Annotated in this window: 16 protein-coding genes and 5 tRNA genes; 6 read left to right on the top strand and 15 right to left on the bottom strand. The window is 70.0% G+C overall.

Annotated elements, in window-relative coordinates; translation table 11 throughout:
• Positions 1-209 precede the first annotated feature (209 nt).
• The gene (gene rpmB / locus ACFUNE_RS08490) at positions 210-395 is read left to right on the top strand and encodes a 50S ribosomal protein L28 (protein WP_003965989.1); all 186 of its coding nucleotides are present in this window, start codon (positions 210-212) and stop codon (positions 393-395) included.
• Between the two features lie 75 nt (positions 396-470).
• Here rpmB and thiD read toward each other — a convergent pair whose 3' ends face one another.
• Together thiD and ACFUNE_RS08480 are read right to left on the bottom strand one after the other, a co-directional pair.
• Positions 471-1280 (bottom strand): bifunctional hydroxymethylpyrimidine kinase/phosphomethylpyrimidine kinase, encoded by an 810-nt coding sequence (thiD, locus tag ACFUNE_RS08485; RefSeq protein ID WP_383564009.1) that lies wholly within the window; start codon positions 1278-1280, stop codon positions 471-473.
• A gap of 75 nt (positions 1281-1355) precedes the next feature.
• Positions 1356-2324 carry a thiamine-phosphate kinase gene (locus tag ACFUNE_RS08480; protein ID WP_383564007.1) on the bottom strand — a complete coding sequence of 323 codons (969 nt, stop codon included), beginning with the start codon at positions 2322-2324 and terminating at the stop codon, positions 1356-1358.
• Between the two features lie 320 nt (positions 2325-2644).
• Here ACFUNE_RS08480 and ACFUNE_RS08475 point away from each other — a divergent pair, with 320 nt between their 5' ends.
• On the top strand, positions 2645-2878 hold the full coding sequence (locus tag ACFUNE_RS08475) for an Lrp/AsnC family transcriptional regulator (RefSeq protein WP_056791028.1): 234 nt from the start codon (positions 2645-2647) through the stop codon (positions 2876-2878).
• Positions 2879-2898: 20 nt separating this feature from the next.
• Positions 2899-3387 (top strand): DUF3515 domain-containing protein, encoded by a 489-nt coding sequence (locus tag ACFUNE_RS08470; RefSeq protein WP_383564005.1) that lies wholly within the window; start codon positions 2899-2901, stop codon positions 3385-3387.
• Positions 3388-3423: 36 nt separating this feature from the next.
• Here ACFUNE_RS08470 and ACFUNE_RS08465 read toward each other — a convergent pair whose 3' ends face one another.
• The 3 genes from ACFUNE_RS08465 to ACFUNE_RS08455 are packed head-to-tail and all read right to left on the bottom strand — an operon-like array spanning position 3424 to position 6402.
• Entirely contained in the window at positions 3424-4608 is a 1185-nt protein-coding gene (locus ACFUNE_RS08465) for a D-alanine--D-alanine ligase family protein (protein WP_383564003.1), read from the bottom strand.
• 34 nt (positions 4609-4642) lie between these two features.
• Positions 4643-5653: an NAD(P)H-dependent glycerol-3-phosphate dehydrogenase gene (locus ACFUNE_RS08460; protein WP_383564001.1), complete on the bottom strand. Its 1011-nt coding sequence runs from the start codon at positions 5651-5653 to the stop codon at positions 4643-4645.
• On the bottom strand, positions 5650-6402 hold the full coding sequence (locus ACFUNE_RS08455; protein WP_383563999.1) for a lysophospholipid acyltransferase family protein: 753 nt from the start codon (positions 6400-6402) through the stop codon (positions 5650-5652). The genes ACFUNE_RS08460 and ACFUNE_RS08455 overlap by 4 nt, the downstream gene beginning before the upstream one ends.
• Before the next feature lie 150 nt (positions 6403-6552).
• On the opposite strand from ACFUNE_RS08455, the gene cofC reads away from it, so the two are divergent.
• Both cofC and ACFUNE_RS08445 read left to right on the top strand, forming a co-directional pair.
• Positions 6553-7236: a 2-phospho-L-lactate guanylyltransferase gene (cofC, locus tag ACFUNE_RS08450; RefSeq protein WP_383563997.1), complete on the top strand. Its 684-nt coding sequence runs from the start codon at positions 6553-6555 to the stop codon at positions 7234-7236.
• A gap of 10 nt (positions 7237-7246) precedes the next feature.
• Positions 7247-7450: a hypothetical protein gene (locus tag ACFUNE_RS08445; RefSeq protein ID WP_383563995.1), complete on the top strand. Its 204-nt coding sequence runs from the start codon at positions 7247-7249 to the stop codon at positions 7448-7450.
• Positions 7451-7563: 113 nt separating this feature from the next.
• Here the strand turns inward: ACFUNE_RS08445 and ACFUNE_RS08440 are convergent, their stop codons facing one another.
• The 4 genes from ACFUNE_RS08440 to leuC form a co-directional block, all read right to left on the bottom strand.
• Positions 7564-8214: an HU family DNA-binding protein gene (locus tag ACFUNE_RS08440; protein WP_383563993.1), complete on the bottom strand. Its 651-nt coding sequence runs from the start codon at positions 8212-8214 to the stop codon at positions 7564-7566.
• A gap of 142 nt (positions 8215-8356) precedes the next feature.
• Complete coding sequence (locus ACFUNE_RS08435) at positions 8357-8584, bottom strand: hypothetical protein (protein ID WP_383563991.1); 228 nt, start codon at positions 8582-8584, stop codon at positions 8357-8359.
• 104 nt (positions 8585-8688) lie between these two features.
• A complete protein-coding gene (leuD, locus tag ACFUNE_RS08430; protein ID WP_383563989.1) occupies positions 8689-9282 on the bottom strand; it encodes a 3-isopropylmalate dehydratase small subunit in 594 nt (197 codons plus the stop codon).
• A gap of 5 nt (positions 9283-9287) precedes the next feature.
• Entirely contained in the window at positions 9288-10712 is a 1425-nt protein-coding gene (gene leuC / locus ACFUNE_RS08425; RefSeq protein WP_383563987.1) for a 3-isopropylmalate dehydratase large subunit, read from the bottom strand.
• Between the two features lie 173 nt (positions 10713-10885).
• Here leuC and ndgR point away from each other — a divergent pair, with 173 nt between their 5' ends.
• Positions 10886-11602 (top strand): IclR family transcriptional regulator NdgR, encoded by a 717-nt coding sequence (ndgR, locus tag ACFUNE_RS08420; RefSeq protein WP_033303994.1) that lies wholly within the window; start codon positions 10886-10888, stop codon positions 11600-11602.
• A 178-nt stretch (positions 11603-11780) separates the two neighbouring features.
• Here ndgR and ACFUNE_RS08415 read toward each other — a convergent pair.
• The 6 genes from ACFUNE_RS08415 to ACFUNE_RS08390 all read right to left on the bottom strand — a co-directional run bounded on the left by ACFUNE_RS08415 (position 11781) and on the right by ACFUNE_RS08390 (position 13049).
• Positions 11781-11853: transfer RNA gene (locus ACFUNE_RS08415), tRNA-Glu, on the bottom strand.
• Positions 11854-11873: 20 nt separating this feature from the next.
• Positions 11874-11945 (bottom strand) — tRNA-Gln (locus ACFUNE_RS08410).
• Between the two features lie 12 nt (positions 11946-11957).
• A tRNA-Glu gene (locus ACFUNE_RS08405) sits at positions 11958-12030 on the bottom strand.
• A gap of 60 nt (positions 12031-12090) precedes the next feature.
• Positions 12091-12163 (bottom strand) — tRNA-Glu (locus tag ACFUNE_RS08400).
• A gap of 18 nt (positions 12164-12181) precedes the next feature.
• Positions 12182-12253: transfer RNA gene (locus ACFUNE_RS08395), tRNA-Gln, on the bottom strand.
• A gap of 85 nt (positions 12254-12338) precedes the next feature.
• The gene (locus ACFUNE_RS08390; RefSeq protein WP_383563985.1) at positions 12339-13049 is read right to left on the bottom strand and encodes an HAD family hydrolase; all 711 of its coding nucleotides are present in this window, start codon (positions 13047-13049) and stop codon (positions 12339-12341) included.
• Positions 13050-13089 lie beyond the last annotated feature (40 nt).

Raw genomic sequence — 13089 nt, 5'->3', positions numbered from 1 at the left:
AGTAGTCCTCGTCCGCAGGCCCGGCGGGCAGAGGTGCGGGACGGAGGGCCTGGGGAGCCGTGGTAGTTTCGTATCTCCGACGCAGCCGTTGTATGCTGCTTCGGTTGCCCGACGAGAGTCGGGACATTCCTCCGGTACCGCCACTTCAGTAAAATGATTCCGGCGCGCCGGAATTCACTGTAAGTGCATCTGAAGTTTTGGAGTGACCCGTGGCTGCCAACTGCGACGTTTGCGGCAAGGGGCCGAGCTTCGGCAACAGCATTTCGCACTCGCACCGCCGTACGTCCCGTCGCTGGAATCCCAACATCCAGCGCGTGCGTGCCGTGGTCGGGCGGACGCCGAAGCGGCTCAACGTCTGCACCTCGTGCATCAAGGCCGGCAAGGTCGCGCGCTGACGTCCCCGTCGTAGCGCAGCCTTCCGGTTGCCCAAAAAGCCGGTCCACCTCGGTGGACCGGCTTTTTGCTGTGCTTCACCGGGCAGGGCGCGTGAGCCAGCCGTGATCGACGGGGCCGATGCCGCCGCCCAGCGCGAAGCCGGCCCGGATCGCGCCCGTGACGTACTCCTTCGCGCCCCGCACCGCCGTCGGCACGTCCTGGCCGAGGGCGAGTCCGCAGGCGATCGCGGAGGCGAGGGTGCAGCCCGTGCCGTGGGTGTGCCGGTTGTCGTGCCTCGGCGCGCGCAGCCAGTGCTCCTCGCTTCCGTCCGTGAGCAGGTCCACGGCCTCGCCGGGCAGATGGCCGCCCTTGATCACCACCCAGCGCGGGCCGTACGCGAGGATCTCCGAGGCGGCCCGCCGCATCCCCGCCTCGTCGGTGACGGCGACGCCGGTGAGCTGGGCCACCTCGTCGAGGTTCGGGGTGGCGACCGTGGCGACGGGCAGCAGCTTCGTGCGTACGGAGTCGAGGGCTTCGGCGGCGAGCAGCGCGTCCCCGTGCTTGGAGACTCCGACGGGGTCGACGACGACGGGTGCGCCGGTCCCCGCGAGCAGTTCCGCGACGGTGTCGACGAGTGCGGCCGAGGACAGCATGCCGGTCTTCACCGCCTGGACCCCGATGTCGTCGACGACACTGCGGTACTGGGCGCGCACCGCGTCCACCGGCAGCTCCCAGGCGCCCTGCACGCCCAGCGAGTTCTGGGCGGTCACCGCGGTCAGGACACTCATGCCGTGGGCGCCGAGGGCCAGCATCGTCTTCAGGTCGGCCTGGATGCCCGCACCGCCGCCGGAGTCTGATCCGGCGACGGTGAGGACACGGGGCGGTATCGGGGCAGGTGCGGTCATGCCCAGGAATCTACTAGGCGTGCTGGGGACGTGGCGCCGTCCGTCCGAGGGCGGGCGGGACTTCCCCGGCACGCCCTAAGCGTCCTCGATGGATCCGAAATGGTCCCAGCCGCCCTTGCTCGTCCAGGGCGCCCCGTCGACGGTGACCTGGGGCAGCGCCGAGGGGTTGAGGACCTCCCCGATGACCTTCCAGCGTGCGGGGAGCTTCACGTCGGCCGGGAACGTCGCCACGATCGCGTGGTCCTCTCCCCCGGTGAGCACCCACTGGAGCGGGTCGACCCCGACGGCCTGCCCGATGTCGGACATCTGCGAGGGGATGTCGATGAGCCCGGACCGCAGGTCTATGCGGACCTTGCTGGCCTCGGCGATGTGCCCGAGGTCGGCGACGAGCCCGTCGCTGACGTCGGTCATCGCCGTGGCACCCAGCCCGGCCGCCGCGGGGCCCGCGTGGTACGGGGGTTCGGGGCGCCGGTGGGCCTCCACGAAGGCGCGCGGCGAGCGGAACCCCCGGGAGAGCACGGCGAATCCGGCGGCGGACCAGCCGAGCCATCCGGTCACGGCCACGACGTCGCCGGGGCGGGCGCCGGACCGGGTGACGGGTTCGTGGTTGCGCAGGTCGCCGAGCGCGGTGATCGCGACGGTGATGGTGTCGCCGCCGACGACGTCACCGCCGACCACGGCCGCGCCGGCGACCTGGCATTCGTCGCGCAGCCCGTCCATCAGCTCGGCGGCCCAGGTGACCGGCAGGTCCGCCGGCACGACGAGGCCGAGGAGCAGCGCGGTGGGCACGGCGCCCATGGCCGCGATGTCGGCGAGGTTCTGGGCGGCGGCCTTGCGGCCGACGTCGTACGCAGTCGACCAGTCGCGGCGGAAGTGCCGCCCTTCCAGCAGGATGTCCGTACTGGCCACGACCCTGCGGTCGGGAGCGGCCACGACCGCGGCGTCGTCGCCGGGTCCCAGCCGTACCGCCGGAGTGGTGGTGAGCCGGGAAGTGAGCTCTCTGATGAGCCCGAACTCCCCCAACTCGCCCACGGTTCCCTTCACCGAGTCTCACCTCTCATCTATCGCACCGGACACCTGTCCGGGCTGCTGCAGCGGCCGGAGGTCCGGACCCTGGACGGACGGCCCGCGGGGGCCGGTGGCCCCGGGACGTGCGGGCGTCACCGTCCCCCGTCCGCACCGGTGGGCTTGCGGTCGCGAGCCCCAACTGCTGTCGGTACCGTCAAGAGATACGTCAACTTCTGTGGTGCGTACGCCACGCTGTGGGCGTCAACCGGCCCGTAGGTCTCCCCGCGGCCCGGGGCAACGCGATAACGTGGCGTCCCTTTCCCCCACATGATCCTCGTGGCCGCCCTGGAGGTTCCGTGGTACAGGCGTACATCCTTATCCAGACCGAGGTGGGCAAGGCGTCGATCGTCGCCGAGACCATCGCCAAGCTCCCGGGAGTGATTCAGGCAGAGGACGTCACAGGCCCCTACGACGTGATCGTGCGCGCGCAGGCCGACACGGTCGACGCGCTCGGCCGCATGGTGGTCGCCAAGGTCCAGCAGGTGGACGGCATCACACGTACTCTGACCTGCCCGGTCGTCCACCTCTGACCCCTGTCTACGCTGGTCCGGTGACTCACACCCGCCGCCGGTCCGCCCGCTCACGTGTACTCGCCCCGTCCGCCGCCCTCCTCGTCCTGGCCGTGGCGGGCTGTTCCGGCGGTGCCCAGCCCTCGGTGGCGGTTCCCACGCCGTCGTCGGAGGCCGCCGCCGGGTACTGCGAGAAGCTGCACGAGGAACTGCCGGAGACCGTCGCCGGTCTGGAACGGAGTGATCCCTCGCCGGATTCGGACCTGACCGCCGGCTGGGGGGACGGGGCGATCGTACTGCGCTGCGGTGTCCCCCGGCCCGCGAGGATGGACGATTCCCAGTCCAAGGCCGTCGACGCGGACGGCGTCAACTGGCTGCTGGAGCAGAGCGACGACGCCGGCCCGCGTTTCACCACCACGTACCGCAAGGCGTACGTCGAGGTGACGCTCGGGACGGAGTACGCCCATGACATCACCCCGCTGTCCGCGTTCGCCGTCCCGGTGAGGAAGACGGTCCCCGACAGCCTCTGAGGGCTGTCCCGCACGGGACAGCCCTCGGAGCCGGGATCAGCGCAGGCCGGTGGAGCGGTTCAGCGCGGCCGTGATCAGCCGGTCCACCAGCTCCGGGTACTCGACGCCGCTCGCCTGCCACATGCGGGGGTACATGGAGATCGGGGTGAAGCCCGGCATGGTGTTGATCTCGTTGATGACGAACGTGCCGTCCTCGGTGAGGAAGAAGTCGGCGCGCACCAGGCCCTCGCAGGAGGCCGCCTCGAAGGCCTCGACGGCGAGCCGCTGCACCTCGGCGGTCTGCGCCTCGGTCAGCGGCGCGGGAACCATGCCTGCCGCCGAGTCGATGTACTTGGCTTCGAAGTCGTAGAAGTCGTGCGCGGTGACGGGCGGGATCTCGGCGGGCACGCTGGCGCGCGGTCCGTCCTCGAACTCCAGCACGCCGCACTCGATCTCCCGGCCGCGCAGCAGGGACTCCACGAGGAACTTGGGGTCGTGCCGGCGGGCCTCCTCGATCGCCTCGTCGAGTCCGGCGGCGTCGTCGACCTTGGTGATGCCCATGGAGGAGCCACCGCGGGCGGGCTTGACGAAGAGCGGCCAGCCGTTCTCGGCCGCGAACTCCATGATGCGCTTGCGGGCGGCGGGGCGGTCGGACTCCCACTCCCGGGGGCGGACGACCTCGTAGGGACCGACCGGCAGCCCGAAGGAGGTGAACACCCGCTTCATGTACTCCTTGTCCTGGCCGACGGCCGAGGACAGGACGCCCGCGCCGACGTAGGGCACCCCGGAGAGCTCCAGGAGCCCCTGGAGCGTGCCGTCCTCGCCGTAGGGGCCGTGGAGCATGGGGAAGACGACGTCGACCTCACCCAGGACCGTGGGCACCGCGCCGGGTTCACCCACGACGACGTCGCGGTTGCCGGGGTCGACGGAGAGCGTCACGGCGCCCTGCCCGGACTCCGCCAGCTGGTCCACGTCGGGCACCTGCCGGTCCGTGATGGCCATGCGGGCCGGATCGTCGGACGTGAGCGCCCAACGTCCGTCCCTGGTGATGCCGATCGGCAGGACGTCGTACTTCGTCCGGTCGATGGCGCTCATGATGGCACCGGCCGTGACGACCGAGATGCCGTGTTCGGAGCTACGGCCGCCGAACACGACGGCCACGCGCGGCTTGCGGCCCTGCGCGGAGCTCCGCTCGGAGCTCAGGGGGCTCTCAGGGCTCTGGGGGAGGTTCTGGCTGCTCATATCGCGACGAGCGTACCTGCTGGTAGGGCTCGAGTCAGCGTCGCTCGGGCTTGGCGCTGCGCGACATCAGCTCCTTGAGGGCGACGACCGGGGGCTTGCCCTCGTGGACGATGCCGACGACCGTCTCGGTGATCGGCATGTCGACACCGTGCCTGCGCGCCAGATCGAGCACGGACTCGCAGGACTTGACGCCCTCGGCGGTCTGGCTCGTGACGGCGACGGTCTCCTGGAGGGTCATGCCGCGCCCGAGGTTGGTGCCGAACGTGTGGTTGCGCGAGAGCGGCGAGGAGCACGTGGCCACCAGGTCGCCCAGTCCGGCCAGTCCGGAGAAGGTGAGCGGGTCGGCGCCCATGGCCAGTCCGAGGCGGGTGGTCTCGGCGAGGCCCCGGGTGATGAGGGAGCCCTTGGCGTTGTCCCCGAGCCCCATGCCGTCGGCGATGCCCACGGCGAGGCCGATGACGTTCTTCACGGCGCCGCCGAGCTCGCAGCCGACCACGTCGGTGTTGGTGTACGGGCGGAAGTACGGGGTGTGGCAGGCGGCCTGGAGGCGCCGGGCGACGTCCTCGTCCGAGCAGGCGACGACGGCCGCGGCGGGGCGGCGTTCGGCGATCTCCTTGGCGAGGTTGGGGCCCGTGATGACGGCGATCCGGTCGCGGCCGACCTTCGTGACGTCCTCGATGACCTCGCTCATCCGCTCGGCGGTGCCGAGTTCCACGCCCTTCATCAGGGAGACGAGCACGGTGCCGGGCTCCAGGTGGGGCGCCCAGTCGGCGAGGTTGGCGCGCAGGGTCTGGGACGGCACGACCAGGACGGCGAAGTCGGCGCCGCGCAGCGCCTCGGCGGGATCGGTCGTGGCCCGCACGGAGGCGGGCAGCTCGACGCCCGGCAGGTAGTCCGGATTGGTGCGGGTCGTGTTGACGGTGTCGACGATCTCGGCGCGACGGCCCCAGAGGGTCACCTCGCAGCCGGCGTCGGCGAGGACCATGGCGAAGGCCGTACCCCATGAGCCGGTTCCGAAGACGGCCGCCTTTGCGGGGTGCGTCACGTCATTCCCTTTCCCTCTGCCTCGCGCCGCTGTTCGGCGCGGGCCTTGCGGTGATCGTAGAGCTCCGCCGGGGCCTTCTCGCCGCGCACCTCCTCCAGCTGGGCGGTGACGGCGGCCATGATGGTCTCGGTCGCCCGGCGCAGGACGTCGGGCGTCGGTTCGAGGCCGTAGTAGCGGGAGAGGTCGACCGGCGGCCCGGCCTGCACCCGCAGGGTCTTGCGGGGGAACAGCTGGAGCTTGTTCTCCTTGGCGTAGGGCGGCATCGCGAGGTTGGCGCCCCACTGGGCGACCGGGATGACCGGGGCCTTGGTCATCAGGGCGACCCGGGCGGCGCCGGTCTTGCCTGCCATCGGCCACATGTCGGGGTCGCGGGTGAGGGTGCCTTCCGGATAGAAGGCGACGCATTCACCGCGCTCGATGGCGTCGACGGCTGCGCGGAAGGCGTCGAGCGCGTTGGTCGTCTCGCGGTACACGGGGATCTGCCCGGTGCCGCGCAGGATCATCCCGACGAAAGGCGTCCTGAAGAGTCCGGCCTTCGCGAGGAGCCGGGGCACGCGTCCGGTGTTGTACTGGAAGTGTCCGTACGACAGCGGGTCCAGGTACGAGTTGTGATTGACCGCGGTGATGAATCCGCCATCGGCCGGAATGTGTTCCATTCCCCGCCAGTCCCGCTTGAACAGAACCACCAGGGGCGGTTTCGCGATGACCGCCGCCAGGCGGTACCAGAAGCCGATTCTGCGGCGGGACACTCGGACGCCTTCCTCTAGGAACTGTGCTGCTGCGGGGCCGGCGGCCGTGCTGCCTCGCCCCCGGGCCCCTGCTGTGTGGAGAACACCGTACGCCTCACCCGTGGGGGCGGACCTCCGGGTTGTCGTACCGGCAGGCGAGAATATGGGCTGATGCGTACGGAGGGGGAGATCGCCACGAACACCGACCCGACCGGCTCCTGGTCACTGGTCGTTCCGCTGAAACCGCTCGCACGGGCCAAGAGCAGGCTCGGCCGGGCGGTGGGCGGGGAGCTGCGTCCCCGGCTGGCCCTGGCGTTCGCGCAGGACACCGTGTCGGCGGCGCTGTCCTGCCGGGCGGTGGGAGATGTGGTGGTCGTCACGGACGACCCGGTGGCAGGGGCGGCACTTGCGGCGCTCGGCGCGCGCACGGTGGCCGACGCCCCGGCGGCCGGGCTCAACGCCGCTCTGGAGCACGGTGCGCGCTCGGTGCTCGCCCGGCGCGGGGGCGCGGCGGTGGCCGTGCTGAACGCGGATCTTCCCGCGCTGCGCCCGGACGAATTGGCGCGGGTGCTCGAATTCTCTTCGACATTTCCCCGTGCATTTGTCGCCGACGCGCAGGGAATCGGCACCACATTTCTTTCCGCGACGCCCGGGGTGGAATTGAGTCCGGGCTTCGGCGGGGCGTCCCGGGCACGGCACCTGGCGTCGGGCGCGGTGGAGATCGCGCTGCCGGGACTCGATTCGGTCCGCAGGGACGTGGACACCGGCGAGGACCTCGCGGCGGCGCTCGCGCTGGGGGTGGGGTGGTTCACCGCTGGGCTGGCGGCCCCGGTGGCGCCGGCCGCGGACCGATAGGCTGCCGCTCATGCAGGCGACCTCGTTCACGTACGACTCCGAGACCCGCACCGGCAGCGTGCTGCTCGACGACGGCACACCGGTGGACTTCGACGCGCCCGCCTTCGACGCGGGGGCCCTGCGGCTGCTGCGTCCGGGGCAGCGGGTGCGGATCGAGACCGACGGCGCGGGCGCCTCGCTGCGGATCACCCTGGTGACGCTGCAGACGCTCTGAGCGCCCCGGTGAGGCAGCGACAGCCCTGACGGGGCCGCTGGAAACAGCCCGCGGGCCGGGCTCCCCGAGGGGAGCCCGGCCCGGCGCGTATGAGGAACGAGCGGTGCCCGGTCTCACTTCTTGCGTGCGGTGACCTTCTTGGCTGTGGTCTTGCGTGCCGTGGTCTTCTTCGCGGGCGCCTTCTTCGCCGTGGTCTTCTTGGCAGGCGCCGTCTTGGCGGCGACGGTCTTCTTCGTGGCCGTCGCCTTCTTCGCCGGGGTCGCCTTCTTCGCGGCCGCCGTGGTCTTCTTGGCCGCGGTGGTGGTCTTCTTCGCGGTGGTCTTCGCCGCGGTCGTCTTCTTCGCCGCCGCCGTGGCCTTCTTCGCCGCGGTGGTCTTCTTGGCGGTGGCCTTCTTCGCGGCCGCCTTCGCCGTCGTACGGGTGGAAGAACCGCCCGAGAGGCTGCCCTTGGGCGCCTTCTTCACGGCCACGTCGTTCTTGGGGAGCTTCTTGGAGCCGCTCACCAGGTCCTTGAACCCCTGTCCCGCACGGAAGCGGGGCACGGAGGTCTTCTTGACCCGTACGCGCTCGCCCGTCTGGGGGTTGCGGGCGTACCTGGCGGGGCGGTCGACCTTCTCGAACGAGCCGAAGCCGGTGACCGAGACACGGTCCCCCGCGACGACCGCGCGGACGATCGCGTCGAGTACCACGTCGACTGCGTCTGCGGCCTGCTGGCGGCCGCCGACCTTGTCGGCAATCGCTTCTACGAGCTGCGCCTTGTTCACGTCTTCCCCTTCGGAGACATTGCCAGAACGAAACTGTTCAGGCTTTTTCGCACGTTAGGCAGATATATACCGCAAATCAAACACGAAACGGGCTAATCACCCTAGTGCCGCAACGAAGTCGACCGCTGCGCTGTCCGCAGAGTCAGTCACCTTCGGGGAATCGGCCCTCATCGAGGTCCTTCATCAACCGGTCCAGACGCCTTGCCGCGCCTGGGAGATCGTGCTTAGCCGCGGCCGTGACGACCAGCAGCTTCCGGGACAGCGCCATCCGTACGCCCTCCGGGACTTGCAGTGTGCGCACCTTTGCGTGTGCTTCTTTCAATCGGTCGGCGACTTGGCCATAGAGCTCGAGTTGGCTGTCGCGTTCCATGCACCGATTGTGCCATCTGGGGCGAGTTGTCGCCCGAGGGGGTCTCAACAAGCGACTGCGCCCCCTGCCTTCCGGCAGGGGGCGCAGTTCGGGAAAAGCGCTGCTCAGGCGTCAATCGTACGCGGCTTGTGGGACGGCCTGGCCGCCTCATAAGTCGCAATGTCCGCTTCGTTCTGAAGAGTGAGGCTGATGTCGTCCAGCCCGTTCAGCAGACGCCAGCGGGCGTTCTCGTCGAGCTCGAAGTCGGCCGTGATCCCGTCCGCGAGGACCTGGCGCTTCTCCAGGTCGACGGTCACCTCGGCCGTCGGGTCGGCCTCGGTCAGCGCCCAGAGGCTGTCGACGACCTTCTGGTCCAGGACGACGGTCAACAGACCGTTCTTCAGGGAGTTGCCACGGAAGATGTCGGCGAACCGGGAGGAGATGACGGCCTTGAAGCCGTAGTTCTGCAGCGCCCAGACGGCGTGCTCACGCGAGGATCCGGTGCCGAAGTCCGGGCCGGCCACCAGAACGGTGGCGCCCTGGCGCTCGGGGCGGTTGAGGACGAAGCTCTCGTCCTTGCGCCAGGCCTCGAAGAGCCCGTCCTCGAAGCCGTCGCGGGTGACCTTCTTCAGCCAGTGCGCGGGGATGATCTGGTCGGTGTCGACATTGCTGCGGCGCAGCGGGACGGCCCGGCCGGTGTGTGCGGTGAATGCTTCCATGGCTCTCAGACTCCGGCGGGCGTGCGGTCGTCGGACAGATCGGCGGGCGAGGCCAGATGGCCCAGCACGGCGGTGGCGGCGGCGACCTGCGGGGACACCAGATGGGTGCGTCCGCCCTTGCCCTGCCGGCCCTCGAAGTTCCGGTTCGAGGTGGAGGCGGAGCGCTCGCCCGGGGCCAGCTGGTCGGGGTTCATGCCGAGGCACATCGAACAGCCCGCGTGCCGCCATTCGGCTCCGGCGGCGGTGAAGACCTTGTCCAGGCCCTCCTCGACGGCCTGCAGGGCGACCCGGACGGAGCCCGGCACGACCAGCATCCGTACGCCGTCGGCGACTTTGCGGCCGTCCATGATCGAGGCCACGTTGCGCAGGTCCTCGATGCGTCCGTTGGTGCAGGAACCTACGAACACGGTGTCCACGTTGATGTCGCGCAGCGGCTGCCCCGCGGTCAACCCCATGTACTCCAGGGCCTTTTCCGCGGCGTAGCGCTCCGAGGCGTCCTCGTACGAGGCGGGGTCGGGGACGCTGGCCGACAGGGGTGCGCCCTGGCCCGGGTTGGTGCCCCAGGTGACGAACGGGGCGAGTGCGGTCCCGTCGATGACGACCTCGGCGTCGAAGACGGCGTCGTCGTCGGTGCGCAGCGTCTTCCAGTACTCGACCGCGGCGTCCCAGTCCTCGCCCTCGGGCGCGTGGTCGCGGCCCCGCAGGTAGTCGAAGGTGGTCCCGTCGGGGGCGATCATGCCCGCGCGGGCGCCGGCCTCGATCGACATGTTGCAGATGGTCATCCGGGCTTCCATCGAGAGCTTCTCGATGGCGGAGCCGCGGTATTCGAGGATGTAGCCCTGGCCGCCGCCGGTACCGATCCGGGCGATGATCGCGAGGATGAGATCCTTGGCGGTGACGCTGTCGGGGAGTTCGCCCTCGACGGTGATCGCCATCGTCCTGGGGCGGGCCAGCGGCAGCGTCTGGGTGGCCAGGACGTGCTCGACCTGGCTGGTGCCGATGCCGAAGGCCAGCGCGCCGAAGGCGCCGTGGGTGGAGGTGTGCGAGTCGCCGCAGACGACCGTGGTGCCGGGCTGGGTCAGGCCGAGCTGCGGGCCGACCACGTGCACGACACCCTGCTCGACGTCACCCAGCGGGTGCAGCCGGACGCCGAAGTCCGCGCAGTTCTTGCGCAGGGTCTCCAGCTGGGCGCGGGAGACCGGGTCGGCGATCGGCTTGTCGATGTCGAGGGTCGGGGTGTTGTGGTCCTCGGTCGCGATGGTGAGGTCGAGACGCCGTACCGGGCGGCCGGCCTGGCGCAGACCGTCGAACGCCTGCGGGCTGGTCACCTCGTGCAGCAGGTGCAGATCGATGAAGAGGAGGTCGGGCTCGCCATCGGCGCGCCGGACGACGTGGTCGTCCCAGACCTTCTCCGCGAGTGTCCTACCCATCGCTTTCCCTCCGGCCGGCATCCTCGCCGGCCCAACTAGAGATTCGGGTACCGCCGCCCGGGCCCCCGAGCGGGGCGGTGGCTGCGGGCCGTTGTACGGCCGCATGTACAGGTTCGCAACTTCCGGGGAAAATTGAACTTGCGTTTCACAGAGTGAGACGCGAGTATCGTCGTATGGACAACTCTAGTGGCGTCGGCGTTCTCGACAAGGCAGCTCTGGTATTGAGCGCCCTGGAGTCCGGTCCGGCCACCCTCGCCGGGCTGGTCGCGGCGACAGGGCTCGCACGACCCACGGCACACAGACTCGCCGTGGCACTCGAACACCACCGCATGGTGGCGAGGGACATGCAGGGCCGCTTCATTCTCGGCCCCCGGCTCGCGGAGCTCGCGGCCGCGGCGGGCGAGGACCGCCTCCTGGCGACGGCCGGCCCCGTACTCACACATCTGCGGGACATCACCGGCGAGAGCGCGCAGCTCTACCGCCGGCAGGGCGACATGCGGATCTGCGTGGCGGCGGCGGAGCGGCTGTCCGGACTGCGGGACACCGTGCCGGTCGGCTCCACCCTCACGATGAAGGCGGGTTCCTCCGCACAGATCCTGATGGCCTGGGAGGAGCCGGAGCGTCTGCACCGGGGCCTTCAGGGTGCCCGCTTCACGGCGACCGCCCTTTCCGGCGTACGGCGGCGGGGTTGGGCCCAGTCGATCGGCGAACGCGAGCCGGGCGTGGCCTCGGTCTCGGCGCCGGTCCGCGGACCGTCGAACCGGGTCGTCGCGGCGGTGTCGGTCTCCGGCCCGATCGAGCGGCTCACCCGCCACCCGGGCCGGATGCACGCGCAGGCGATCATCGACTCGGCCGCGCGGCTGAGCGAGGCCCTGCGCCGCACGGGCTGAAATCCTCCCTCAACTCCTCCGGCCGCCCCAGCGTCGTGGCGGCCCAAGTCACCTGTAACGCACCCGAGATGAAGCTCCGTCCGCAGTTTTCCGCTCCGGCGCGAGCACCGTCCGTCGCGCAGGCACGCAGAAGAAGGCCCCTCACCGAAGTGAAGGGCCTTGTCGTACTGCTCTGTTGTACCCCCGACCGGATTCGAACCGGCGCTACTGCCGTGAGAGGGCAGCGTGCTAGGCCGCTACACAACGGGGGCGTGTTTACTGCTGACTTGCGCTGGGCTACCAGGACTCGAACCTAGAATGACGGTACCAGAAACCGTAGTGTTGCCAATTACACCATAGCCCATGGTGTGACAAGTACCCCCGACCGGATTCGAACCGGCGCTACTGCCGTGAGAGGGCAGCGTGCTAGGCCGCTACACAACGGGGGCCCTAGCGATCCTGCATCAAGAACGTGGGTGCGACCCAGATGTTCTCGCGGGAAGGATCTGTACCCCCGACCGGATTCGAACCGGCGCTACTGCCGTGAGAGGGCAGCGTGCTAGGCCGCTACACAACGGGGGCGTGTTACTTGGTTTTGCGCTGGGCTACCAGGACTCGAACCTAGAATGACGGTACCAGAAACCGTAGTGTTGCCAATTACACCATAGCCCACTGAAACGCAACCCCTGAGGGTTCTGTTTCTGTCTGCGCCTCCCTGCCGGACCTTTCGGCCCGCTCGGGCGGCGCAGGAAGAACATTACCCGAAGGTGTCCGGCGCTCCAAAACGGGTATCTCCCGCCAACAGGCCGGGGAGCTCGGCCAGCCCCGTGATCCGGACGAGCTCGGGGCGTCCGCCCCGTCCGCGCCGGTCCAGCCACACACCGGCGAGACCCGCGGCCACGGCTCCGGCCGCGTCGATGTCCGGCTGGTCCCCGACGTACACGACCTCGTGCGGGTCGAGCTCCAGCGCCTCGCAGGCCGTGCGGAAGGCCCTGGCGTCCGGCTTGTAGACGCCGAGTTCCTGTGCGCACAGCAGGACCTCGAAACGGTCACGCACGCCGAGGGCCCGCAGCTTCCGCTCCTGGTGGTCGACGGAGGAGTTCGACAGGATCGCGTGCCGGTGCGTGGCGGCCAGCGCGTCGAGGACGGGCACGGCGTCCGGGAAGAGCTCCCAGGAGCTCTCGTAGTGCCCGACGTACCGGTGGAACCACGCGTCGGCGTCCTCGTCGCTCAGCTCCGCGTCCAGGAACTCCCGCACCCGGTCCCGGCAGTGCGCGGGCCAGTCGGACTCCCCCGCGGCGACACGCGCCCAGTGGGTGGTGGCGATGCGCATCCAGCGGCCGTGGTGGTCCTCGTCACTCTCGGTCAGCCCCTCCGCCCGGAGATGCCGCAGCAGACCCGTCCGGTCCGAGCCCGCGTAGTCGAAGATCGTGTCGTCCACGTCCCAGAGGACCGCGCGAATCGCCATGTACGGGAACCTACCCGCCCGAAAACGCGGAGAAGCCGGA

Source organism: Streptomyces sp. NPDC057287 (assembly GCF_042667905.1).
Classification (GTDB): domain Bacteria; phylum Actinomycetota; class Actinomycetes; order Streptomycetales; family Streptomycetaceae; genus Streptomyces.
This window is presented reverse-complemented; position numbering and strand designations above follow the sequence as displayed.

Bases quoted from the DNA above. Each gene is read 5' to 3' on its own strand.
- ndgR (WP_033303994.1), top strand. From the start codon at position 10,886: ATGGACAACTCTAGTGGCGTCGGCGTTCTCGACAAGGCAGCTCTGGTA.
- ACFUNE_RS08390 (WP_383563985.1), bottom strand. From the start codon at position 13,049: ATGGCGATTCGCGCGGTCCTCTGGGACGTGGACGACACGATCTTCGAC.
- leuC (WP_383563987.1), bottom strand. From the start codon at position 10,712: ATGGGTAGGACACTCGCGGAGAAGGTCTGGGACGACCACGTCGTCCGG.
- leuD (WP_383563989.1), bottom strand. From the start codon at position 9,282: ATGGAAGCATTCACCGCACACACCGGCCGGGCCGTCCCGCTGCGCCGC.
- ACFUNE_RS08445 (WP_383563995.1), top strand. From the start codon at position 7,247: ATGCAGGCGACCTCGTTCACGTACGACTCCGAGACCCGCACCGGCAGC.
- ACFUNE_RS08465 (WP_383564003.1), bottom strand. From the start codon at position 4,608: ATGAGCAGCCAGAACCTCCCCCAGAGCCCTGAGAGCCCCCTGAGCTCC.
- ACFUNE_RS08435 (WP_383563991.1), bottom strand. From the start codon at position 8,584: ATGGAACGCGACAGCCAACTCGAGCTCTATGGCCAAGTCGCCGACCGA.
- cofC (WP_383563997.1), top strand. From the start codon at position 6,553: ATGCGTACGGAGGGGGAGATCGCCACGAACACCGACCCGACCGGCTCC.
- thiD (WP_383564009.1), bottom strand. From the start codon at position 1,280: ATGACCGCACCTGCCCCGATACCGCCCCGTGTCCTCACCGTCGCCGGA.